General features: G+C 56.0%; 24 protein-coding genes. 10 read left to right on the top strand and 14 right to left on the bottom strand.

What is annotated here, in order from left to right:
* Window positions 1–57: 57 nt before the first annotated feature.
* From MY069_RS06585 to MY069_RS06600, 4 genes are all read right to left on the bottom strand, one after another.
* Window positions 58–1,242 carry an alkaline phosphatase D family protein gene (locus MY069_RS06585; protein ID WP_482796275.1) on the bottom strand — a complete coding sequence of 395 codons (1,185 nt, stop codon included), beginning with the start codon at window positions 1,240–1,242 and terminating at the stop codon, window positions 58–60.
* Between the two features lie 77 nt (window positions 1,243–1,319).
* Complete coding sequence (locus MY069_RS06590; RefSeq protein ID WP_482796276.1) at window positions 1,320–1,874, bottom strand: DUF2306 domain-containing protein; 555 nt, start codon at window positions 1,872–1,874, stop codon at window positions 1,320–1,322.
* 11 nt (window positions 1,875–1,885) lie between these two features.
* Window positions 1,886–3,364 (bottom strand): carotenoid oxygenase family protein, encoded by a 1,479-nt coding sequence (locus MY069_RS06595; protein WP_482796277.1) that lies wholly within the window; start codon window positions 3,362–3,364, stop codon window positions 1,886–1,888.
* Between the two features lie 33 nt (window positions 3,365–3,397).
* Window positions 3,398–3,820: a DUF2141 domain-containing protein gene (locus MY069_RS06600; protein ID WP_482796278.1), complete on the bottom strand. Its 423-nt coding sequence runs from the start codon at window positions 3,818–3,820 to the stop codon at window positions 3,398–3,400.
* Between the two features lie 164 nt (window positions 3,821–3,984).
* Between MY069_RS06600 and MY069_RS06605 the strand changes: the two genes are divergently transcribed.
* The 3 genes from MY069_RS06605 to MY069_RS06615 all read left to right on the top strand — a co-directional run bounded on the left by MY069_RS06605 (window position 3,985) and on the right by MY069_RS06615 (window position 6,757).
* A complete protein-coding gene (locus MY069_RS06605) occupies window positions 3,985–4,719 on the top strand; it encodes a LytTR family DNA-binding domain-containing protein (RefSeq protein WP_482796279.1) in 735 nt (244 codons plus the stop codon).
* Window positions 4,720–5,067: 348 nt separating this feature from the next.
* Window positions 5,068–5,943, top strand: coding sequence for a hypothetical protein (locus tag MY069_RS06610; protein WP_482796280.1), 876 nt, complete (start codon window positions 5,068–5,070; stop codon window positions 5,941–5,943).
* A gap of 91 nt (window positions 5,944–6,034) precedes the next feature.
* A complete protein-coding gene (locus MY069_RS06615; RefSeq protein WP_482796281.1) occupies window positions 6,035–6,757 on the top strand; it encodes a hypothetical protein in 723 nt (240 codons plus the stop codon).
* A gap of 14 nt (window positions 6,758–6,771) precedes the next feature.
* On the opposite strand, the gene MY069_RS06620 is transcribed toward MY069_RS06615, so the two are convergent.
* Both MY069_RS06620 and MY069_RS06625 read right to left on the bottom strand, forming a co-directional pair.
* On the bottom strand, window positions 6,772–7,254 hold the full coding sequence (locus MY069_RS06620; RefSeq protein WP_482796282.1) for an RNA methyltransferase: 483 nt from the start codon (window positions 7,252–7,254) through the stop codon (window positions 6,772–6,774).
* Window positions 7,254–7,604 carry a hypothetical protein gene (locus MY069_RS06625; protein ID WP_482796283.1) on the bottom strand — a complete coding sequence of 117 codons (351 nt, stop codon included), beginning with the start codon at window positions 7,602–7,604 and terminating at the stop codon, window positions 7,254–7,256. The genes MY069_RS06620 and MY069_RS06625 overlap by 1 nt, the downstream gene beginning before the upstream one ends.
* An 88-nt stretch (window positions 7,605–7,692) precedes the next feature.
* Here MY069_RS06625 and MY069_RS06630 point away from each other — a divergent pair, with 88 nt between their 5' ends.
* Both MY069_RS06630 and MY069_RS06635 read left to right on the top strand, forming a co-directional pair.
* On the top strand, window positions 7,693–8,685 hold the full coding sequence (locus MY069_RS06630) for an NADPH:quinone oxidoreductase family protein (protein ID WP_482796284.1): 993 nt from the start codon (window positions 7,693–7,695) through the stop codon (window positions 8,683–8,685).
* Window positions 8,686–8,765: 80 nt separating this feature from the next.
* A complete protein-coding gene (locus MY069_RS06635) occupies window positions 8,766–9,161 on the top strand; it encodes a Dabb family protein (protein ID WP_482796285.1) in 396 nt (131 codons plus the stop codon).
* Window positions 9,162–9,164: 3 nt separating this feature from the next.
* Here the strand turns inward: MY069_RS06635 and MY069_RS06640 are convergent, their stop codons facing one another.
* On the bottom strand, window positions 9,165–9,830 hold the full coding sequence (locus MY069_RS06640; RefSeq protein ID WP_482796286.1) for a plasmid mobilization protein: 666 nt from the start codon (window positions 9,828–9,830) through the stop codon (window positions 9,165–9,167).
* A 166-nt stretch (window positions 9,831–9,996) separates the two neighbouring features.
* On the opposite strand from MY069_RS06640, the gene mutM reads away from it, so the two are divergent.
* Window positions 9,997–10,842, top strand: a complete 846-nt coding sequence (gene mutM, locus MY069_RS06645) for a bifunctional DNA-formamidopyrimidine glycosylase/DNA-(apurinic or apyrimidinic site) lyase (RefSeq protein ID WP_482796287.1) — start codon at window positions 9,997–9,999, stop codon at window positions 10,840–10,842.
* On the opposite strand, the gene MY069_RS06650 is transcribed toward mutM, so the two are convergent.
* The 3 genes from MY069_RS06650 to MY069_RS06660 form a co-directional block, all read right to left on the bottom strand.
* Window positions 10,839–11,087 carry a Flp family type IVb pilin gene (locus MY069_RS06650; RefSeq protein ID WP_482796288.1) on the bottom strand — a complete coding sequence of 83 codons (249 nt, stop codon included), beginning with the start codon at window positions 11,085–11,087 and terminating at the stop codon, window positions 10,839–10,841. The genes mutM and MY069_RS06650 overlap by 4 nt on opposite strands.
* Window positions 11,088–11,192: 105 nt before the next feature.
* Window positions 11,193–12,590, bottom strand: a complete 1,398-nt coding sequence (locus tag MY069_RS06655) for a DUF2330 domain-containing protein (RefSeq protein ID WP_482796289.1) — start codon at window positions 12,588–12,590, stop codon at window positions 11,193–11,195.
* Window positions 12,532–13,410 carry an RnfABCDGE type electron transport complex subunit D gene (locus MY069_RS06660; protein WP_482796290.1) on the bottom strand — a complete coding sequence of 293 codons (879 nt, stop codon included), beginning with the start codon at window positions 13,408–13,410 and terminating at the stop codon, window positions 12,532–12,534. Before MY069_RS06660 ends, MY069_RS06655 begins: the two co-directional genes overlap by 59 nt.
* A gap of 200 nt (window positions 13,411–13,610) precedes the next feature.
* Between MY069_RS06660 and MY069_RS06665 the strand changes: the two genes are divergently transcribed.
* A complete protein-coding gene (locus tag MY069_RS06665) occupies window positions 13,611–14,387 on the top strand; it encodes a class I SAM-dependent methyltransferase (protein ID WP_482796291.1) in 777 nt (258 codons plus the stop codon).
* A 3-nt stretch (window positions 14,388–14,390) separates the two neighbouring features.
* Complete coding sequence (locus tag MY069_RS06670) at window positions 14,391–15,914, top strand: AarF/UbiB family protein (RefSeq protein ID WP_482796292.1); 1,524 nt, start codon at window positions 14,391–14,393, stop codon at window positions 15,912–15,914.
* Here MY069_RS06670 and MY069_RS06675 read toward each other — a convergent pair.
* The 4 genes from MY069_RS06675 to MY069_RS06690 all read right to left on the bottom strand — a co-directional run bounded on the left by MY069_RS06675 (window position 15,911) and on the right by MY069_RS06690 (window position 20,346).
* Window positions 15,911–17,302, bottom strand: a complete 1,392-nt coding sequence (locus MY069_RS06675; RefSeq protein ID WP_482796293.1) for a sensor histidine kinase — start codon at window positions 17,300–17,302, stop codon at window positions 15,911–15,913. The two genes, MY069_RS06670 and MY069_RS06675, sit on opposite strands and share 4 nt — an antisense overlap.
* A 23-nt stretch (window positions 17,303–17,325) precedes the next feature.
* On the bottom strand, window positions 17,326–18,780 hold the full coding sequence (locus MY069_RS06680) for a dihydrolipoyl dehydrogenase family protein (protein ID WP_482796294.1): 1,455 nt from the start codon (window positions 18,778–18,780) through the stop codon (window positions 17,326–17,328).
* Window positions 18,781–18,846: 66 nt separating this feature from the next.
* Window positions 18,847–19,584, bottom strand: a complete 738-nt coding sequence (locus MY069_RS06685) for a TVP38/TMEM64 family protein (RefSeq protein WP_482796295.1) — start codon at window positions 19,582–19,584, stop codon at window positions 18,847–18,849.
* A 33-nt stretch (window positions 19,585–19,617) separates the two neighbouring features.
* The gene (locus tag MY069_RS06690; RefSeq protein WP_482796296.1) at window positions 19,618–20,346 is read right to left on the bottom strand and encodes a DUF547 domain-containing protein; all 729 of its coding nucleotides are present in this window, start codon (window positions 20,344–20,346) and stop codon (window positions 19,618–19,620) included.
* 259 nt (window positions 20,347–20,605) lie between these two features.
* Here MY069_RS06690 and rpmH point away from each other — a divergent pair, with 259 nt between their 5' ends.
* Both rpmH and rnpA read left to right on the top strand, forming a co-directional pair.
* Window positions 20,606–20,740 carry a 50S ribosomal protein L34 gene (gene rpmH / locus MY069_RS06695; RefSeq protein WP_070961344.1) on the top strand — a complete coding sequence of 45 codons (135 nt, stop codon included), beginning with the start codon at window positions 20,606–20,608 and terminating at the stop codon, window positions 20,738–20,740.
* Window positions 20,741–20,765: 25 nt separating this feature from the next.
* Window positions 20,766–21,146, top strand: a complete 381-nt coding sequence (gene rnpA / locus MY069_RS06700) for a ribonuclease P protein component (protein ID WP_482796297.1) — start codon at window positions 20,766–20,768, stop codon at window positions 21,144–21,146.
* The last annotated feature ends 31 nt before the right edge of the window (window positions 21,147–21,177 follow it).

Consider the following 21,177-nt stretch of genomic DNA (forward strand, 5'->3'; position numbering starts at 1 on the left):
GGGTATGCTCAAGAAACCCAGGCCACCCCGCTTACTCGCATAGCGAGTGTTAGATGCTTAGTTTACACCAATATCTGCAAAACTGATGGCATTCTCTCGAACGGTTGCGCCAGAATTGTCTTTGACCTTGAGCGTTAGCGCTTTCGACTCCCAGTCGATCTCGACTGTGCCATAGTTTTCTGGCGCATATCCGGCGCCCACTTGCCTCGCATCCATCTCGCTCGACTCGGACGCAAACGCGACGTTCAAAGAAGACGCGGTCAACTCATTGGCTTGATAAGGAAGGATCCCATCCTCTTCGTAGATGAAGGCAGTATGGCGATCGCCGGATAAGAACACCACGCCAGCCGCTTCGGTCTTTTTGACCAGATCAAACAACCGCTGACGCTCCTCTGGCATGGTCGACCACGCCTCCCAGCCATGCACCGTGGGCATGACTTGGATCGACGTCGCGATCAGTCGAATATCGGCAGGTTGCTGAAGCTGGTTTTCGAGCCACGTCCATTGCGCCGCGCCAAGCATATCCTGCATGCTGCCATCTGGCGCCGGAAGGTAGCGCTCTTTGCCTTTCGCGCCCCACTCATCCGTCGGCGTCAGCGCTGAACGGAAAAAACGTGTATCGAGCATGATCACTTGGGTGCGCTGGCCTTCTGGACCGAACGAGCGCGCATAATAAGTGCCGGGCCATTGCCCAACATCTTCGTCTTCGAGCCCCCAAAACACTTCATGGACCCGCTCTGCCATGCGGCGGAAAGGAAACTCACTGCCCGCGTCGTTGGCGCCATAATCATGGTCATCCCAAGACACCATCATCGGAACGCTTTGCCGAACCTTCTGGAAGTCTTCCCGCGCCGCAAGATCGGCAAATGATTCTTTTAATTCATCGAGATCAGGCTGATTGGCGACATAAGCCCGGCCATCGCGATCACCATAGACATTGTCGCCGACCATCAGGAATAGATCCGCCTCTTCGGCAGGGAGGCTCATCATCGCAGCGGACGGCCCTTTTTCTTCATCCAAACAAGAGGCGAGCAAGATTTTGGAGATCACCGCATCATCCGCTGGCAGCGACATCCCGGCGGGCGCTTTGGGCAAGGCGCTGTCTGGGATCGTATCGTAATACAGGTCGAGCGCATCTTCTGCAGTGTCTGGGTCTGGGGTAAACAGGCTGATGCCGCCGGTTGGTGTTGTACACGCTGTGATCGCGAGCAGAGCCGCCCCTGCCAAAAACACTCGCTTCATTGCCCATCTCCTGTCCAGAATCAGTCTTGTTTTCTTATGCAGCAAACGCGACAGGATTGTAACAGGCGGACCGGCGATTAAGTGCCGACAAATAGGCTCCACATCAAACGCCCAGGCAGGAAGGTGAACAGTCCCGCAATCGCCATCGCCCCGACATACATGCCGGTCATGGTGTGGCGATGCTTTTGCACATCGCGCTTTCGGATCGCTGCGACCCCAAAAGGGAGCCCTATTAAAGTCCAAGCCGAAAGCGCGTGGATCGGGCTATCGGCATTCTCAAAAATGCCGGTGATGAAAAAGGACGACACCGCCGTCACCACCATAGCGGCAATCCAAGACCAACCCAAGGTCTTGTGGAACCCAAATCCTTTGGGCGCCAAGAGTAAAACGAGCCCGATGGAAAACGCGCTCAATGCCCCAGCGACGTGGATTTGAATCTGCAAGGGCGCCTCAAGCAGCGGCGTGAAATCGATGCGCAGATGCGGTTCAGCCTCCGGATAGGCCGCGAGAATGAAATAGCTCACGACCAGATAGATCACGAATGCTCCGCCCAGTTGCCAGCCCCATCCTGGAATGGAGCTGACAAGGGCGCGAGGAGAGAGTGTCGGAGGAAACGCTGTTTTTATAGTCATTTTCTCTCTCCTCACGCCCAAGTGCCATGGAAGCCGAGCGGCCAGGCATAGTCGGCCTGCCAGATACAGACGGGTCCATTACTGACATTCGCCGCATCAAACACACAGATCTCGCGCGTGCCGGCCTTGATGTTCAGGACCGGACCGACCAGCCAAGCATCGAGGTCGGAGTGTCCGCCCTGTTTCGGGACGAACAGAAACTCTTCGACCATGCGGTTGTTACCGAACTCAAAGGACTGGGTCTCGCCACTCGTCCAATTGTGGACTGTCAGGGCCGTCGCCCCTGGACGGTTCGCCGACGCGCCGCCCGCTAAGGCGACCAAGTTGCGATGCTTGCCGCGATAGCGCGGGTCGACTTGCGGAAACTCGCCGACAATTCCGGTCTCAATGAGCTTCGCATCGCCTTGCGGCGGGATCTCAACCAGGGTGAGGATCCCTTCTTCAGCGAAGTATTCTGCACTCCACTCACCTCGAATCTCTGCGGTGCCGCCACCAACGCCGAGCACTGGTTCTTTGTAGAAGGCAGCATCAAATTTGATCGTGCCGTCGCTCTCCTCCCAAGCCGATCCGGTATGGTAGAACATACGCGGAGACGCCTGGACCCAGCGTTGATTAGAGAAATCGTCTTTGTCGACGATCAGCATTTGCAGGCCATGCTGAGGCTGCCATTCAAACCCGGCGACCACTGGGGGGCGTAAATTTTCATTAATCCATGGCTGCACCAGGATGATCAAATGGCGCTCGCTCATCGTCCAGTCATGGATGTAGGCCGCACGGCCAATGTCCACCATCCCGAAATCTTCGAGCGCCCCATTCGAGCCGATGCGGTAGATCCCAACGCGAGGGCCGCCAACCGCAAGGTTCCAAACTCGGCCATCTGGCTCAACTTTTGGATGGGCCAGAAAAGGCATGTCTTTCAGATCATCGCGCCAGGTTTTGGGACCGTTTGTTTCCAGCGTTTCGGCATCCATCGAGAAGGCAGAGCCCGCTTCCCAAAGCGCCAAGAGCTCGCCATTCACCACCAGCACAGATGTGTTCGCAGCATTGGTATCGTCGGGGCTTTGGACCGAATAGCTTTCATCGCCGATCGTGCCGAATCCAGGCGCCAGAAAAGCCTGCGCGGCTTGTTCTTCGCGGCGCTTACGCGTCTCAACAAAGCGCGCCTGGTGGACCGCTTGGCCATCTTCAATCGCAATCCGGTGGATCAGTCCATCGCCATCAAACCAATGGCTCGCATACTCGTCGCCATAGCTTAGCTGCGCCGGACCATTTCGATAGAGGCTGCCTTTGAGATCGCTCGGTGCTTTGCCGAAGACGAGCTTCATCGGGGATGGCTCAAACCCGCTTGCAGGCGCGTTTTGGTAGCCCAAATGCCAAGCCGGCATGTTTTTCGTTTCAGCCGCAGCTTGGAAGCCCACACCTGCGCCAATGGCACCGGCAAAACCTGCGCCGATCCCGGCTTCTAAGAAATGACGACGTGAAAGTTGCATGCGTAGATCCTCCAGTTTGAGCTGTGCTGGCGATTAGTTCATTGTGATTGTGTGGACGGTGCCGTCTGCCGAGACCGTGAACTTGGCGGCCTCCCACTTGGCCGGACCAAACCGGCCTTTGGCATCGTTCGAAAACGCATAGGGCTCCGTTGGCATGCCGAACGGATTGGTGTTCATTTCGCCATCATCATTGACGTCATGATAAAGACGCACGGCATATTCGCCGGGCTCCAGGCCTTCAAAAGTGACGGTGACGCTGCCCCCTTCGACTTTTAGATTGGCGCCATTTACAGCGCCGTCGCCATCATAGGTCGCCTCATCAAACAGGCCGAGCATGATCGACCCTTGGCTCTGCGCAATGCCTTCAACATTGACCGTTAAGTCTGAAGCCATCGCGAGCGGGGTTGCGATGAGGCTGGTGGCAATCAGGGCAGCAATAGAAGCGGTGCGGTTCATAATGTGTCTCCGTTTTGGGTCTCGACGAGCAGATTTGCCTGCTGTGAGGGAAGACATGACAGGGATTGGAAATGCCGGCATCGCGTTCTACGTCTGAGGACTGGAATCCTTCGCGAAATGCAGCCATTGTCATTCGCGAAACGTGAATAAAGGGGCCCGGCAGTTTGCGTATCGCGAATGACATTATCCGCTTTTGCGCTGTGGTTATTGGGCTCGGGCTGATCTTCGCCTGGCTCGGCGTCTACAATACCGGATGGCTGCCATTCTATCAGCGGTTCATATTCTGGACGTCGACTATGGCCGTGGGTGCGGGAACGTCAGTCCTCATCGCGCCTTTCATTTGGGGGTCAAGGTTCGAGCAGGTTCCGGCGATTTTTAAAATCGGCATCGCCTCGGCCCTGATCTCGATTCCTGTGACGCTGACCCTTTTGATCTTCTTCAGCATCGATCCGTGGAGTCCATCGAAATATCTGATGCAATATGCGTACGTTCTGGTGATTTCTCTGATCGTCACGACGGGCGCTTATGTCTGGGATGTATTGAAAGCACAGAACGCGTCTGTTGAACCCTCGAGCGATCCGGTTGCGAGTTTTCTGGAACGATTACCGGTTAAGTTTCGGACCGCCGATCTGCACGCCATCTCTTCAGAAGATCACTATTTGCGTGTCCATACGAGCCTAGGTGAAGAGCTGATCCTGATGCGTTTGGCCGATGCGGTTCGCGAACTCAGCGGCGCAGACGGTCTGCAAGTCCATCGGTCTTGGTGGGTCGCGAAGGCAGGCATCACAGACGAAAAGCGCGTTGATGGGCGCAGCCTGCTCGTCCTGCCCTCGGGCACCGAAGTTCCGGTTTCGCGCAGTTATCGCGGCAAAGCGAAAGACGCCGGTCTGATCCGCTGATTTGCTCTATTCAAATCACGCATAGCCCCTATTCGCGATAAACAGTGTTTATCTCGGACACCCTTCCCCATCTGCTCGTTAACGAAAAACAATGGCTAGATTGCCAAACCATGAAAGCAAGACGATGAACAACGAGCACTTTTTCACCCGCAGCCTCACCCTCCTGTTTACAGGTGTGACCGCAATTTCCCTATTCCTAGTCGTATTCTCGCCGAGCGCGCCGCTCTTTGCGAGCTAGGTCATTCTAAACCCAATCTTGGGGTCGGGCTAAGAATTAAAGCGAGTTCGATAACCCGATCTCAAAACAAGTTTGCGATTTTGAAAGCCTCTAATAGATGGGGCTTTTCAATGTTGCGCTACAATTCGAGCAATTCAACCGGCAACCTTTATGTGATTGTGGTCGCTGGTCTTGCAATTGCGCTATTCACCGCGATCGTACTGTGGCCAAGCGGATCGAAAAGCCCGATCAACGGCGCAAGCGTGCCTGATACGCCGCTGACCCAAGCTCTCAATGATCCCGCCACCTTGAATTATCTTGCCGCCTTGCATCGCGTGAAGCCGAAAATCGCGGATCGCCTGCAAGCAAAAGCGGAAGATGCGATTTCATCTGGGGCAGACAATAATCAACTCGCCGCTTTGGTGCTCGCAGCTTACGGAACTGAGCTCGAGGATGATTATAAATATCTGCTGCGCGCCGATGTGAAACATTTCGACAAAATGCTGCGCATGTCGCAACAGGGGCTTTCCACGCTGTCTAGCAAAGCGCCGAAATATTGCCGGCCCGCCCATTACCTCCAGTTCGAACATATGGACCCGCAGGACGTCGCGACTGAAATGACCCGCCTGTTCGAATATGAAACTGCCGCTTATGAATGGGCGTTACGCTTCAATGTCATGACACTGGAGGCGATTGAAAGCGGCCGCGATAATCCGCAAAAATACGACCGTTTGACCTCAGGCGACCAAATGGCTCTGCAAAACACGATGATGCGATTGATGGGCAATCCTCAAGTCACGCGCCTGATGCAATTGCAAGGAAAGTCGGAAGCAGAGCAAAAACGCGCCGCCATGACGATGAACTTTTGCGGTCTCGGTGTCGACCTGCTGGCCGCGGTGAACGGTCTTCCAGCAGACACCAAATCTCGTCTCTTGGGCGAGATGCAGCATCAAGTCAAAAGCGGTGACCTCAAGCGCCTCATGCGAACCGTCCAGAGCGGCATCTAAGCTAACAGCTCGGCTGTTGCGACCGCTATCCTGACCGCATCTTGTCTTCTGCGAGCCGTTGCGACAGAAGAAGCGCGCAAGGAGGGCGGTTGTGGATCCCAGCGATATTGATCTTGAAGAGAAAAACCTGGTCGGCAACATCGATCGCGCGATCATAAGCTTTGGCCTGGTCTGTCTCGCCATTGTGCCAACCTATTTCTACTTGGTCTTTCGGCCCAAAGAACTGGTCCCGCTATTAAAAGGAAAAGAACCAGACGCGCGCTCAGGGTTAAAACTCGGCCCTGGCATAACTTTTGTGTTCTCGATCTTGCTTCTATTGGCGTTCGGCTACGTGTTCAGAGACATTGTCGCCATATCGACCGCCGAGACCAGTAGCACCGGCGGGTCGGGCATTCGGTCCGCAGTGGCAGATGGAAACCTCTGGCGCTCCATCATCCTGTCGCTACCGCTATATTTTGCCGCGCTCTTGCTAGGGGTGATCATAAAGCTCGCGCATATGATCGCCCGAAAACCAGCCGACCTGGCGCAAACCATTGCAGCTGGTCTGTACAGCCTCTCTACCCTGTTCGTTTTGGTGATCCCGGTCGGCATGTCTTCGGAATATCTCCAGCATGAAGACTACCGGGCAAACGTCATCGTTGCGAGCGTCGTGCTAGCCTTCTTTGTCATCCTACCTTGGCAGATATTCAGTTTTTCCAAGCACGGGTTTGGAACTTCAACCCGTTCTGCGATCGCCATCGCGGCGCTCAGTCTGTTCCTGTCCTTGGTGGCAATGGCAGGATTCGGAGCAAGTCTGGCCGCGCTTTCGGCATAGACCGGCTCGGAATTTTAAGCCTTAGGTCCGCCCGGCATAATCGGACGGTCCCGCCAAGCGCCCATGCTGCGGACCCGGTCGTACATCACTAACGCTCCGGCCAGGCTGACATTGATGCAAAACTTGGTCGGGATCTTCACCACATGAACGCATTTTTCGACCATTGCCGGTGACAGGCTGCCGCGTTCAGGGCCAAGCACATAGGCCGCCATGCGAGGATGTTTAAACTCTGGCAACTCAACGGCGTCGTCGGTCAGTTCAATGCCGACCAGCTGGCAGCCCTTTGGAAACACCATCTCATCCATCGAGTCCCAAGCATAATAAGGCACATTCTTAAAGGTGCGCGACGTGTCTGACAGATTGGCGATCTTGGTTCGATCCGCTGCTTGAACAGAAAACACAAAGCTCGCGCCAAACGCGTTGGCTGTGCGCATCAGTGCGCCGAGATTCATCGGTTTCGAAATGCCTTCTGCGCCAATCGCGAAATAGCCTTTCATCAGATCACTCCTAAGACAGCACGGCCGAGCCCTAAAACCACGACCAGCAAGATCGGGGTCAGCAGACTATACCGACGCGCGGTTCCAAGATGCGCGAGCGGGTTGGGATAAGTGGCCCGCAAATGCTCCGCCGCATCATTGATGTCCGGATCCGTGTGATCTTCTAGCGGGGCGGGGCTCGCCGCTAGGATCACAGCGCGATTGGCCTTGGTGCGATCCTCAAAAACCGGGCGCCAGGCTTTCAAGGCGCGCCGCAAGACGAGCGCGATCATCATGCGCATCTGAACGGCGAGGGCAAAAGCAAAACCGAGCCCCCCGACCAGAATCCAGAACATCACGATTTTTGCCAAGCGCACATCTCCGCTACGTCAGACCTTCACAGCGCCGGTTGCCATGGCTACGAAGCTGACGTCAACGAAAGAGATGAGGAAACACCTGATGAAAGCCCTGCTCTCGAAAGCCCCAGGCGGCACAGAAACTTTGGTTCTGGAAGAGTTTGAAAGCCCAACCCCCGGTAAGGGCGAGGTCGTCATCGACGTCAAAGCTATCGGCGTGAACTTCCCGGACACCCTGATCATTCAAGATCTCTATCAGTTCAAACCGGAACGCCCCTTCAGCCCCGGCGGTGAAGTCTCAGGCGTGGTCAAATCCGTCGGCGAAGGCGTTACACATCTGCAAGTTGGACAGCGGGTCATCGGATCATGTGGTTGGGGCGGTATGCGCGAAGAAATGGCCCTCGAAGCGGGCCGCTGCATTCCAATCCCGGACAGTGTTCCATTCGATGAGGCCGCGGCTTTCGTCATGACCTATGGCACCTCTTACTACGCGCTGAAGGATCGTGCTGATCCAAAGCCAGGCGAGAAATTACTCGTCCTCGGCGCGGCTGGCGGCGTGGGCATCGCGGCGGTTGAGCTTGGCAAAGCCATGGGCCTGGAAGTGATTGCCGCCTGCTCGACGCAAGAAAAAGTCGATTTCTGCCTCTCCAAAGGCGCAGATAAAGGCCTGGTCTATGAGAAGGGCGACCTTGACCGCGCCCAACAGAAAGCCTTCTCAAACCAAATCAAAGAAGTCAGCGGCGGCGGCGTCGATATCATTTATGACGGCGTTGGCGGCAATTATGCTGAGCCCGCCGTCCGCGCGATGAATTGGGAAGGCCGCTTCCTGGTGATTGGCTTCCCCGCTGGAATCCCAAAACTGCCGCTCAATCTGACCCTGCTAAAATCGTGCGATGTGCGCGGCGTCTTCTGGGGCGCGGCCGTAGCACGCGATCCGGCCGCCAATCAGAAGAACCTGGCAGAGATGTTCGCGATGTACCAAGAGGGCAAAATCAAGCCGCATGTTTCAGAGACCTTCCCGCTCGAACGTGGCGGCGAAGCGATCCAATACCTAATCGACCGCAAAGCCCTCGGCAAAGTCGTAGTGACAGTCTAACGCCGTCCCCTCTCAAACCTGGTTTGACCTTTCCGCGCAGATGCGTAGACGGGTCAGACATGGTTTTTGGAGGATCAGAAATGCGCGTAGCAATGTTACTTGGCTTGATGGCGATGACAGCCGGCCCAGCTTTGGCAGACGAGACCAAAGCGCCTTTGCTGACGCATTCTGTTTTCTTTGACCTCAAGAATGATGACGCCGCTTCTGTGCAGGCCTTGGTCGATGGCTGTTACGAATATCTCGCGCCACATGACGGCATCGTCTATTTCTCAGCCGGCGCCCGCCACACCGACTATCAGCGCGAGGTCAACGATCTCAACTTCGACGTCGCTCTGACCATTGTGTTTGAGAACACCGCGGCCCAGGATGCGTATCAAGTCACCGAGCCGCACCTCCAATTCATCGAAGAATTCAACGAGAATTGGGAAAGCGTCCGCGTCTTTGACAGCCTCGCGCCAGCGCTGCACGGGGATTAACCCTCAATCAGCGTCGATTTTTGCGGAAATTGTGTATTGAATGCCAGACTCGGCGCCGAACTCGATATTCCCCAATGAGTTTTCCGCCATGACTAGCGATGGTGTCGCTGCGACCTGGAATTCGTCACCTGTTTGCTCGATGAGCTTCATCGAGAGATAGTACATAGGCGGCCCGTTCGGCATTTGGTATTCTGCGGGCTTTAAAACTCGAATCTCTATACTCGTCGGCACGGTGCCGAGGCCTGGAAATTTTAATGGCCGATGATCATTAGACAGGACGAGTTTGCCCGTACCGTCAGTTTCAAGTTCCAATCGCGACGTAAATCGATGCACCGTGAGCGGTTCCGGGGCTGTTCCGCCCTCGAGTTTTCCCAGCATTTCGACAGTTAGCTTCTCAGTGTGTGCTAAAGGAAGCACAACCAAATAGGCTGCGAGTGCGGAGATCATCGCGACCGATCCACTTAGAAATTTTCTCGGATGCCCTCGAAAAGACTGAACAGCCCGACGCAAAGTTGGTTGTGTTCGAATATGCTCATTCAGGATCAGCCTAACCAGGTCGCTGACCGAAGTCTTCGTCGCCCGGGCCTCTAACTGAAGCGCCTGTTTTTCATTGGGCGTTAAACGAACTTCGAGCTTTTCGCTTCTCTTTTGCGGTTTCGGTGCGGTCATGGCTTCATAGAACTTCGTTTTCTCAAATTATTCCTCCCGTCAGATTATTCTTCGCACCAATCCGGCGTCAAACTTATTGGTGCCTGACCCGGGAACTTTCGTGTCATGACAACCGTTGTCAGCATCTTTTCTTGCTCTGAGTGTCTCCGGAGAGTACCTGCGAACTATGCCTGAATTGCCCGAAGTCGAAACTGTGCGCCGTGGTCTCTCGCCAGCCATGGAAGGAAAGATCATTGAGCGGCTCGAGGTGAATCGCCCGAATTTGCGGTTCCCGTTTCCCGACAGGTTCAAAGACCGGGTTGAAGGCGCAAAGATCACCCGCATGGGCCGCCGCGCGAAATTCTTGGTTACCGAATTGTCGACCGGTGAAGCGCTCATCATGCATCTCGGCATGTCGGGCCGCTACACGGTGAACAGCGATGCCACGGCGGAGTTCCACCACGACCCCGGTACCAATCCGGCGCATGACCATGTCGTCTTCCACATGCTGGGCGGCGCAACGGTGACCTACAATGACCCAAGACGGTTCGGGTTTATGGAGCTTTGGCCGACCGATGATCTCGCCAATTATCCGCGGATCAAAGATTTGGGGCCAGAGCCGCTCTCCAATCATTTCAATGCCGCTTATCTTGATGACACACTGGCTGGCAAAGCCGCCCCGATCAAAGCGGCTTTGCTCGATCAGGCGGTGGTTGCAGGCCTCGGCAATATTTATGTCTGTGAGGCGCTCTTCCGATCAGGCATCAGCCCCAGGCGCAAAGCAGCGAGTGTGGTTGGCAAACGCAATGAGCGCCTAGCGCCTGCCATCAATGATGTAATCGCCGAAGCGATCGCAGCCGGCGGATCGTCAATATCGGATTTTGCCAGTGCCAGCGGAGAGCTTGGCTACTTTCAGAAACACTTTTCGGTCTATGATCGCGAAAATGCGCCTTGCGACACGTGCGGCAGCGCCATCAAACGGATCGTACAATCAGGGCGATCAAGCTTTTTCTGTAGCACTTGTCAGCGCTAAGCGCCGCGACGTTTGCAGAACCTCGAGGCATCGCGCCCTTTCACCGCACGTTTGACGCAATTCAAGTTTCGCTTGGATTTTCGACCGACACGGTTGAGCGCGCCAATTGTGATCACAGCGATTAAGCTGGCGATCAAACCATATTCAATCGCCGCCGCGCCATCTTCTGAATAACGCAAATCGGAGATCGCCTCGCCCGTTTCCGAGCGCGGCGCTCCAAACAGAAGTGCGCGGCGTGTCAGCATTCCAACGTCCCTTTGTAAATTGATTTACATGAGAGACTTTACGAAATGCCTACCATAAGCACTCAAAACGTCGCGAATTCCAGTTAAAACGCTGAAAATCGGTTATTAATTACCCCAAAGGCGCTGCCACCATTTGCGTTTTGGTTTTGGCGTGGTGATGCCGACGGATGCCGCCGAAAAGCCGCCATCCGCCATTTTTTGCTTGATCTCATCGAGCTCCCAGCCGGTCAATTTGGCCAGGCTATCGGCTTCCGTATCCCAGCGCTCGACCAGGGTTTCGGCATACTGGCCTGCTGCTTCACACTGACCATAGTCGCCACGCCAAGGATGGCGGAGGACGTAACGTCCCTGATAATTCTCGCGATCGCCGGTGACTTGGAAGTTCAAATCTTCCGGGAAGGTTTGACCGTCATAACGGACGTGCAAGCGGGTCACGAAGGCGTCGACCGGCTGCGGCCCGCCAAATCCAGGACGCGGCATCGGCCGAATACCTGTTTGCGGCGCTTCATCGAGCCACATCACGCCCAGCTCACGCAGTTCAGAAGCTGACAATGGATTTGCCGCGCACGGGTCGCACCAGGACATGTCCCAGGCATATTCCATGAACACCGCTTTGCCGTTTTCTTTTTCGGTCTGGTGCTCGAACATGGCTTTGTAAAACTCGCCAAACTCGTCTTTGACGAAGATTGGAACGTCCATGTCTGAGGGCAATTTCACCGTCTTATAATTGGTGGTCTCAACCCGGCCTTCGCGGGTGATGGCAAAGACGAATAATTCTTGTTTGCCTTCCGCATTCACCGTCCCGAGCCGGATGGGCAGCATGAAATTCTCATCTTCATACGCAACTTGGATCGGACGAAGTACAGACGAGCCACTATGGCGCTCGAGATTGACCTTCGCGACGAAGAATTTCATCCCGCGCCGCAAATAAGCCCCGACCACTTCTTCGGCGCCATCGGGAATGCGATAATTTTCTTGGTTGAGCCAAGTGATGAGGCCGTCGCTTTCTTCGGCGGAGAGAATGAGAATGTCATACTCGCCGACTTCATATTCCGCTTCGATGGTCACACCGAGATCTTCGGCCGCCAGTTCCGATGATTCCATCATGGCGACCGGCGGCGGCGCAGACATCGCGACCATGTCTTTGCGATAGCGCGCCATGTCGCAGGGATTTTCGTCATAATACTCAACCAGCCGAGGCGCCGTATATTCATCAAGATGATCGACCAAGCCGGGGTTTGCAACATTGATTTGCTCGCGCTCCGGCACGTCGACTACCGGAATAACCATGGCGAATTCGCTGGCCTCGCCACGGTAATCTGAGGCCATCGTGATCACGGTGCGCTCATCATCACGCACCAGCACGACTTTCGAAGCGTCATTGAACAGGTCCGTGTCGGCTTTCGCGACATAGAACCCGCAAAAGGCTGCTGCGCTGGGCGCGCTAAGCGCGAACGATGTGAGGCCGAGGGCGCACGCCCCCGCGAGGTGTTTGAGGTTCATTTTGAGGTCCCTTTGTGGATGTCCATTCAAACCGCCGTGCCGGAAGCAGACGGTCTAAAATCGGTGAAAGAAGCGCCAGGCTCGCCAGCGCGTACAGCATCGCCCCGCGAATATGGTATTCCCAGCTCAGCCAGGCCGCGAAAGCAGCAACGGCGAACGCGAAGATCAACCGGCCGAGGCGCGAGTCTGGGGTCGAACGCGGGTCAGTGATCATGAAGAATGCAAATACGAGCAAAGCGCCTGATTGCAATTGATGGATCGGGATCGCCATTGGATCGCCGAGATAAAGCGCACGCCCGAAGAGCATTGCCGCGAACCCAACCAAAAAGCCCAGGGCGATGTCGAGCCGTTTTGCGCTGGAGAGCACTAGCGCCGCAAAGCCGATCGCAAAGGCAGCAAAGATGGGCGCCTGCCCCCACTGGCCAGGGGATACCCAGGCCGCGCTACCGCTCATGAGACTAACAATGACGATGCCAATACAAGCGGGATTGAAAATGTGTTTTCCGCGATACCGCAGCAGGAATTTCAGCGAAATGCCAACAAACCCAGCCGCAAGCCAGAACCAGAGGGAGTTTGCTCGCAACAGGATAGACAGTGACAGCGACGTGATCAGCGCCGATTTCCACTGAAAGCCTGCAAACCAGCCCACAAAGCCGGCGACAAGACTAGAGCCGCGCCAATACGAGCCTGATCCGGCTCGGCGCCACTCTTTTCTGGCATTGATCCAGACCGTGCCAGCCGCTTGGGCAAACATCGCGCCCATCACCGCCGCTAGCAATGCTAAGGGGCGCGCGCCAAAATCGCTGGTCGTCAGGGACATTAAGAACAGGCCGGAAAGCGCAAGGATCTGCCAATGCCTGGCATCCTTATTTATGGCCTTAAACAGGCCTGTTGCACGCGTCCTCGCTCCCATACAGGCTAAGAAACACAGAAAATGCGGGCGAAATAGGGCGCGGAATTTACGAATCCGCGACACACATGCCCATAGCGCTTTAACCCTTGTCGGCTTAGATGGGCATTATGAGCGAGCAAGATACTGTTTCTTTTGGGTTTGAGACCGTCACCCCGGACGAGAAAGTCGACCGGGTCAAAGGCGTGTTTCGCTCGGTGGCGTCGAAATATGACGTGATGAATGATTTCATGTCCGTCGGCGTCCATCGGCTCTGGAAACATGACACGATGAACCGCGTGAACCCGCAGCCGGGCGAAAAACACCTAGATGTTGCGGGTGGCACCGGTGAGCTCGCTCGGGCGTTTTTGACGCTCGCAGATGCGGCCGGAAAACGCCGTGGTGATACACGCGAAGCGACCGCCATCGTCTGCGATATCAATGACGCAATGCTCGAAGCGGGCAAAGCACGGAACGACAATGCAGAATGGGGCGACCGCCTCAATTGGGTCTGCGCGGACGGCACGGCCTTGCCCTATCCGGATCGCAATTTCGATGCGGTGACGATCAGTTTCGGCATCCGCAATTTCGCCGACCGTGTCGCGGGCCTGAAAGAGTTTCGGCGCGTTTTGAAGCCGGGCGGGCGCGTGGCGGTGCTCGAGTTTAGTCAAATGACCGCGCCCATGCTGCAAAAGGCCTATGACACTTACAGTTTCAATGTGATCCCTGAGGTTGGGAAACTCTTGACAGGCGATCGCGACAGTTACCAATATCTGATCGAGAGCATTCGCCAGTTTCCCGATCAAGACACGTTCAAAGCAGAGGTTGAATCGGCTGGCTTTTCGAATGTCTCGGTGACCAATTTCTCTGGCGGGATCGCGGCGCTTCACTTCGGTTGGGCGATCTAAGGCATGTTCAAAGCGCTCGCAGATTATGCACGGCTCTTGCGCGCAGGCACAGCCCTGGCGCGCCATGATGTGATCCTACCAGGCGAGTATCATTCGCGTTTACCCTTTCCCGCCAAGCTTGCCGGAAAAACGCTGCGCATCTTTGGCGGCGGCGCAAAAGGGCGTCCAGGCAAACGGCTCGCGACCGCGCTCGAAAAGCTTGGCCCGGCCTATATTAAACTGGGCCAGTTTCTCGCCACCCGGCCAGATGTGTTCGGCGTCGAAACCACGACCGATCTCTCCCGGCTGAAAGACAAGCTCCCACCTTTCTCGATGAAAGCTGCGCAAAAAGCCCTCGCCGATGAGTTTGGTGAGGATGAGGCGGCTGCGCTGTTCCCAGAGCTTGGCGAGCCAATCGCGGCTGCATCTTTGGCGCAAGTGCATCGATTGCAAACCTCAGACGGGGCGAAAGCTGTCAAAATCCTCCGCCCGAACGTTGAGACGCTGATCCAAAAAGAGCTCCGCGCGATGAAGCGCGCGGCGCGTACGGTCGAGCGGGTGAATGCCGAAAGCCGCCGGTTGGAACCGGTAGCCTTCACCGAAACCGTCGCAGCTGCGATGGAAAAAGAACTCGACCTGCGCCTCGAAGCAGGCGGCGGCGATGAGATGCGCGCGCTCTCCTTCAAAGCTGGCTATTATCACGTGCCCGAGGTCGATTGGCACCGATCCGGCAAACGCGTGCTGACCACAGAATGGATTGACGGCAAACCGCTCACTGACCCCGAGGCCGCCAACACGCCAGGCATCGACCGCGCCACGCTCGCCAATACTGTGACGCGCGGCTTTCTCGATCATGCCATTCATCACGGCGTCTTTCACGCCGACATGCATGAAGGCAATATGATCGTCACGCCGGACGGGCGGCTGGCATTGGTCGATTTCGGGATCATTGGACGGATCGGCCTGAACGAACGCCGGTTCCTCGCCGAGATCCTTTGGGGCTTCCTGCGCCGCGACTATCACCGCATTGCTGAGGTGCATTTCGAAGCGGGCTATGTCCCGAAAGACAAATCCGTCGGCGATTTCGCGCAAGCCCTGCGCAGTGTGGGAGAGCCGATCCACGGCAAGTCCGCCAGCGATGTCTCTATGGGGCGTTTGCTACTTCAGCTCTTAGACTTCACCCATACATTCGGCATGCATTTGCGGCCGGAATTGGTGCTTTTACAAAAAACCATGGTGCAAGTTGAAGGCGTCGCTCGCGCGATTGATCCAAATCACGACATTTGGGCAGCCGCTGAACCCATCGTCAAAGATTGGATCACGCAAAATCTTGGCCCGGCGGGTGCCGCCAAGCTCGTCGCGCAAAATGTCAAAGACGTCGCGGATCGCCTGAAACGCCTGCCCGAAGTGATGGATCAGTTCGAGGCCAAGCTTGCCGCGCCCGAACCGAAACCGCTGCCGCGCGAGCGCTTTGCGCCATGGTGGGGATGGCTCGGATTTATCCTTGGATTGGGTGCTGTCTTGGTGGCGGTGGTCTATGCGCCTTAAGCGGCATCTGGCAGGAAAACGACAAACCGGGTTCCATTTTCACTCGTCTCACCCAGCTCTAAATCACCGCCCATCGCCCGCGCCAAGTCGCGAGAGAGCGCCAGGCCGAGGCCCGTGCCGTCGCGCCGGGTCGATCCTGCAAACGGTTTAAACAAGTTCGCTTTGGCTTGCTTTGGCAGGCCCGGTCCGGTGTCGAGCACGCTCAGCGCTGCGCCATCAAAACCGACTGAAATCGCGCCTTTGCCCTCCATCGCTTCAGCGGCATTGCGAATGAGATTGGCGCAAATGCGATGCAGATGATCCGGATCCGCTTGCGCTTCAGCCTCTTCGACCACGGCATTGGTGAACGCGACGTCGCCAAACGCAGCCAGCGCTTCAGCAGACGCTTCTTCGACAATGTCATACAGACGGACGGATTGGATCGAGGTGTCTGGCGTAGACGACCGGCCATATTTTAGAGTGTCACTCGCGAGATTAATCGCGCGTTCCAAAGCGCGTTCCAGACGCGGCAGGCTTTTGGCAACGCGGGGGTCTTCGGATCGCGAGAGCGAGTCAGAAACCAGCTGCGCGGTCGCAAGCGAATTGCGCAGATCGTGATTGATCTTGGCGACCGCTTCACCCAATTGGGCCAAACGCTCCTGCTGACGAAAGGCGTTCGAGACCGCCTCTTCCATATCTGACAAGGCGTTTTGGGCGCGCCCAATCTCATCCGAGCGCGGGGTCGGGGAGAGCCGCCGTTTCCAGCTGCCAGGATCTTCTTTGATCTGAACCACAGACCGCGTCACGCGCCGGATCGGCCGAACCACCGTCATCAGCAGCATCAAATAAATCAATCCGCCAGTGGCAATTGAGATGATCAGGGACAGAACCAAAATGTTTCGCCCATACTGGTTCAATCCAGACCGCAGAGCGGACTCATCAGCGACGATCTCGATCACGCGGCCGGGACGCGACCCCGCTGCACGAATAATCAAAAATCGGTCACTCGGCGCAAAAAATGTCGCCAGCGTATCCATGATTTCCGACATATCCGGGCTATCGTCGTAGAGGATGATTTTGCTCGTACAACAAATCTCTTCGCCGGGATTGAGGATCATGTCCCGGCGTTCGTCATAAAGCTCGGCGACCGCCAAAACCATCGCGCTTTTAAGCAAGTCTTGCTCAAGCTCTTCGGACACCATGCGAGAAGGCGCTGCCTCTAAAGCCAAAGCGGCAAGCCGCCCGGCTTCGATTTGGTCATTCAGCCAATTGTTCCGATAATTGGTCGCGCTCGGCACAAAGATCAGGGCTTCAACCACCAATACTGTGGTGATTGCGATCAAAAACAGCCGGAACGACAGGCTGTTCATCCAGCGCAGACCGCTGGGGGCGGCTTTGGAATCTGTCACGTCCATCACCCCCCGGCCCTAGACTATGGAATTCGTTGCAGCAACCCGACCAAGGTTCGAGACGCCTTGCCAAATACAGTTGGCGTGAAGTGCGCACTCGCCGCCCTTTTAACGACTTCAGCCCGCGTTGGATACGGCGAGATGAAATTGGTCAGCGATTGAACGCCCAATTTGTTGGACATGCCATAGCCGACGATTTGAATGATATCGCCGGCGCCATCGCCAACAACCGAGGCGCCAAGAATTTTGCCCTTGCGGATCACCAATTTGGCCTCGCCGAGCGTTTTGCCTTCAGCGATCGCCCGATCATTCTCATGGAAAGGGAAGGATGAAGTGGTGACGCTATCGCCATATTGCTCGCGAGCTTCGGCCTCTGTGAGACCAACTTGGGCCACCTCAGGCGCCACATAGGTGACTGATGGAAGCGGAAGATCGCTGGCTTTGCTGCCTTGTTTAAACAAAGCGCGGCGCGTGAATACGCTGGCATGCCATCCGGCAAGGTGAGTGAATTGGCCTTGACCAGCAATGTCGCCAAGCGCCCAAACGCGCGGGTTCGAGACCGAGCGGAGCTTATCGCCGACTTGAATACCGCGGCGATCGAAATTGACTTTGCCCGCTTCAAGATTGAGCCCGTCCAACATGGCTCGCCGACCAACCGCAACGAGGATATGCGTTCCGGTGACAGCCTTTGTGCCATCTTCACTTTCAGTGTCGACGGTAATCGCGCCGGTTGTGCCGGTGACTTTCACCGCTTTATGGCCTTCGAGAATGGTGACGCCTTCTTCGCGGATCGCATCGACGGCAATCTTGGCATGATCGGCGTCGGCGCGGGCCATTGCCCGGCCCATTTCGATCACGGTCACTTCGGTGCCGAGACGATGGAAGGCTTGCGCCATCTCCATGCCGATCGGCCCACCGCCCAGAACGATTAGGTGTTTCGGCTGCTCGGGCAGAGAAAAGACGGTTTCATTGGTGATGTAAGGCGTTTCCTCCAATCCTGGGATTGGCGGAATGAAAGCGGTCGAGCCGGTTGAGACAATGATCCGCCGCGCCGTCGCTTCTGTCGTTGCAGACACGACCGTTTTTGGATCGGCAAAGCTGGCATGCTCGCGGATTACAGTCACGCCAAGACCTTCAAACCGTTCCTGGCTATCGACTGGGGCAATTGTATCAATCGCTTTGCGGACGTGCGCTTTGACTTGCTCCCAATCAACCGTCGGCTCTGAGACTGCGACGCCGTATTTTGCGCTCTCGCGGGCGGTTTGGGCATATTTCGCAGTGGTCAGCAGCGCTTTGGATGGCACGCACCCATAATTCAAACAGTCGCCGCCCATCTCCGCTTTTTCATAGAGGATGACATTGAGGCCGAGCATCGCAGCACCGGCCGCGGCTGAGAGACCGCCAGAGCCGCCGCCAATCACAATAAGATCAGCTTTCAGCTTACGTTTCGCGCCTGTTTCCGCTGGAGTTTGTGTCATTGTTTTTGTCTCCAAAGGATCTGTTTCCGCGACTCTGGCGGTCGAACTTGCAATCGCGTCTGACAATTAAGCCTCCACGGTTTCAGGCTTTCGGCCTGAGATTTTCTTATAAATAACAGGGATCAATGCAACCAGTCCGAGGGCTGCGAGGGCTGGCAGCATATTCTTTGCGATGATCGCCAAGTTCGGATCTTCGCCGGCCGCAAAGGTCGCCCCGAGACCAGAACCCACCCAAGTATAGGCGACGACGCCTGGGATAATCCCGACGGCTGTGGTGATCGCATACTCGCGATATTTTGCTCCCAGAAGCGCTGGCGCGATATTGGCCACGGGAAACGGAACCACTGGCAAGAGGCGAAGCGCGAACATGTAGGAGAATGGGTTTTCATTAAACCCGGCTTCCATTTTCGCCATAAACGGTCCAGCGCGGTCTCGCAGAGCGCTTCCAATTGAGGTTTTCGCGGCAAAAAACAGCATACTCGCGCCCAGAGTCGCGCCGGCAATTGTCGCGATCGATCCGCCAACCAAGCCAAACAAGAACCCGCCGGCTATCGTAATCCACAAAGCGCCCGGGATCATGAAGAGAGTGGCCGCAGCGTAGACGGCAATAAAGATGGCGACCGCGAGCACGAGATTGTTCGAAACAAATCCCTGCAGGACTTCTTGTTGCTCCCGCAACGTGTCGAGCGATAGATATTGGAACAGCCCAAGCTGCCAGGCGCCGACCATAACGGCTGCAATCAAGTAGACCGGCCATAGCTTGATAAAAATCGAGCCCTGTTTCTTTTCGACAGTGTCCGTCATGGGTTTTGTCCTTCTTCTCGGTCTCAATCGCGCCTATTCGACGTCGTTTAGAGACCAGTCATATTCGTGTTTGGTGATTTTGCGCTTCGCTTGAATCTTTTCGGCTAAGCCCGGCTCAGCATGCTCAAGCAGGTGATCGATGACGCCATCATTGGAGCCGCCAAAGTCTTCGCGGAACCATTTATAGATGGTTGAGACTTGTAATGTGCCATTTTTGCGGATCGTGACCCCGCGCGGATCATTGACAAAAGCATGCGCAGCACGATCGAGATCTTCGTCCAGCGTTTCGCCAAACCAAGCATCGGTTTGCAGGTTCGGGCAGCTAAACGCGGCGCAGTTTACCGCATAATGGACCCGCGGATCATCCCATTCGACCCGCAAGATCTGGTGTTCAATATGATCGAGGCTGATCTCTTCACCCTCAACATTGGTAAATACGCGCTTCCAAGGGCCAACAATATAGCCAGAGCGAATGGATTTGGTTGGGTAGCGGCTAACAATGTGTTGCACCGTCAGAGCATTGTAGATGTTTGCATAGGCCGCAAACTGTTCATCACCATCCAGCGTGTCGAAGTCCAGCGTTGCGAACCCGGCCAGATACGCATCAAGTTTCGCTGAATCCGCGTCATTGGCCTGCAGCGCGCCATAATCAAACCGGTTCACGCCATCATCGCCTGGCACGACATAGGTCCCGAGGATCTCATCCCAAGGCTGGTGCAACTCGGTATCATCTGCCGCCGCAGATCCCGTCGCAAGTGTCATGGCCATAGCTCCAACCGTCAGAAGTTTGCGTAGCATAGATTTCGCGTCCCTTTTAGAAACTTTGTTCGACGCCGATATACGGGCGGGCTTGAAAACATGCACGTAACGGTTAGGTCCCAAACCATCACCGATGCGTGAGCGCTATGTGACGGCTGTAATTGACCCAGAAAACCTGCGGGATTTCTCTTGACCTCACCGCCTCGCAGCCGTAATAGCCGCGCTTTCGAGTTTAACACATTTCAATTGAGGCGAGACGCCCATGAAACGCACATTCCAGCCAAGCCGCCTGAAGCGCGCCCGTACGCACGGTTTCCGCTCTCGCATGGCAACCAAGAATGGCCGCAAGGTTTTGGCCCGCCGCCGCGCGAAAGGCCGTAAGGTCCTGTCTGCTTAAGACAGGCCTGCCGGGGACTGGTCCCATGGCAAAATCTGAAGCTTCCGAACCTGGGGTCGTCCGTCTTAAGACACGGCCCCAGTTTCTTTTTGTCCGCACCGGAAAATCTGAACGCCGCAAAGGCTTGGTCGTGCAGGCCAGTACACGGCGCGGGTCGACCAACATTGGCGCCGGATTCACCGCGACGAAGAAGATCGGCAACGCGGTGGTTCGCAACCGTGCCAAACGGCGCCTCAAAGAAGCAGCCCGTCAACTTCTGCCCCTTCACGGCGTGCCCGGGGCTGACTATGTGTTCATTGCCCGAATGGACACTGCGACGATTGGCTGGCAGCGCCTGCTTGACGATATGGAAAGCGCGCTGATAAGCCTCGCCAAAGATTTCTCAGCGGGGACAGGTCCGGCCTGACCCCTCTTTTTATATTAGGATACGCATCACC

The sequence above is a fragment of the Hyphomonas sp. ske169 genome (genome assembly GCF_056850855.1).

Excerpts from the sequence above, each read along its gene's own strand:
- MY069_RS06640 (WP_482796286.1), bottom strand. The coding sequence starts at position 9,830 with ATGACCGCACCGAAACCGCAAAAGAGAAGCGAAAAGCTCGAAGTTCGT.
- MY069_RS06660 (WP_482796290.1), bottom strand. The coding sequence starts at position 13,410 with ATGTCCCTGACGACCAGCGATTTTGGCGCGCGCCCCTTAGCATTGCTA.
- MY069_RS06680 (WP_482796294.1), bottom strand. The coding sequence starts at position 18,780 with ATGACACAAACTCCAGCGGAAACAGGCGCGAAACGTAAGCTGAAAGCT.
- MY069_RS06670 (WP_482796292.1), top strand. The coding sequence starts at position 14,391 with ATGTTCAAAGCGCTCGCAGATTATGCACGGCTCTTGCGCGCAGGCACA.
- MY069_RS06610 (WP_482796280.1), top strand. The coding sequence starts at position 5,068 with ATGTTGCGCTACAATTCGAGCAATTCAACCGGCAACCTTTATGTGATT.
- MY069_RS06620 (WP_482796282.1), bottom strand. The coding sequence starts at position 7,254 with ATGAAAGGCTATTTCGCGATTGGCGCAGAAGGCATTTCGAAACCGATG.
- rnpA (WP_482796297.1), top strand. The coding sequence starts at position 20,766 with ATGGCAAAATCTGAAGCTTCCGAACCTGGGGTCGTCCGTCTTAAGACA.
- MY069_RS06600 (WP_482796278.1), bottom strand. The coding sequence starts at position 3,820 with ATGAACCGCACCGCTTCTATTGCTGCCCTGATTGCCACCAGCCTCATC.
- MY069_RS06585 (WP_482796275.1), bottom strand. The coding sequence starts at position 1,242 with ATGAAGCGAGTGTTTTTGGCAGGGGCGGCTCTGCTCGCGATCACAGCG.
- MY069_RS06655 (WP_482796289.1), bottom strand. The coding sequence starts at position 12,590 with ATGAACCTCAAACACCTCGCGGGGGCGTGCGCCCTCGGCCTCACATCG.
- MY069_RS06665 (WP_482796291.1), top strand. The coding sequence starts at position 13,611 with ATGAGCGAGCAAGATACTGTTTCTTTTGGGTTTGAGACCGTCACCCCG.
- MY069_RS06685 (WP_482796295.1), bottom strand. The coding sequence starts at position 19,584 with ATGACGGACACTGTCGAAAAGAAACAGGGCTCGATTTTTATCAAGCTA.
- MY069_RS06630 (WP_482796284.1), top strand. The coding sequence starts at position 7,693 with ATGAAAGCCCTGCTCTCGAAAGCCCCAGGCGGCACAGAAACTTTGGTT.
- MY069_RS06690 (WP_482796296.1), bottom strand. The coding sequence starts at position 20,346 with ATGACACTTGCGACGGGATCTGCGGCGGCAGATGATACCGAGTTGCAC.
- MY069_RS06635 (WP_482796285.1), top strand. The coding sequence starts at position 8,766 with ATGCGCGTAGCAATGTTACTTGGCTTGATGGCGATGACAGCCGGCCCA.
- rpmH (WP_070961344.1), top strand. The coding sequence starts at position 20,606 with ATGAAACGCACATTCCAGCCAAGCCGCCTGAAGCGCGCCCGTACGCAC.
- MY069_RS06595 (WP_482796277.1), bottom strand. The coding sequence starts at position 3,364 with ATGCAACTTTCACGTCGTCATTTCTTAGAAGCCGGGATCGGCGCAGGT.
- MY069_RS06650 (WP_482796288.1), bottom strand. The coding sequence starts at position 11,087 with ATGCTGACACGCCGCGCACTTCTGTTTGGAGCGCCGCGCTCGGAAACG.
- mutM (WP_482796287.1), top strand. The coding sequence starts at position 9,997 with ATGCCTGAATTGCCCGAAGTCGAAACTGTGCGCCGTGGTCTCTCGCCA.
- MY069_RS06590 (WP_482796276.1), bottom strand. The coding sequence starts at position 1,874 with ATGACTATAAAAACAGCGTTTCCTCCGACACTCTCTCCTCGCGCCCTT.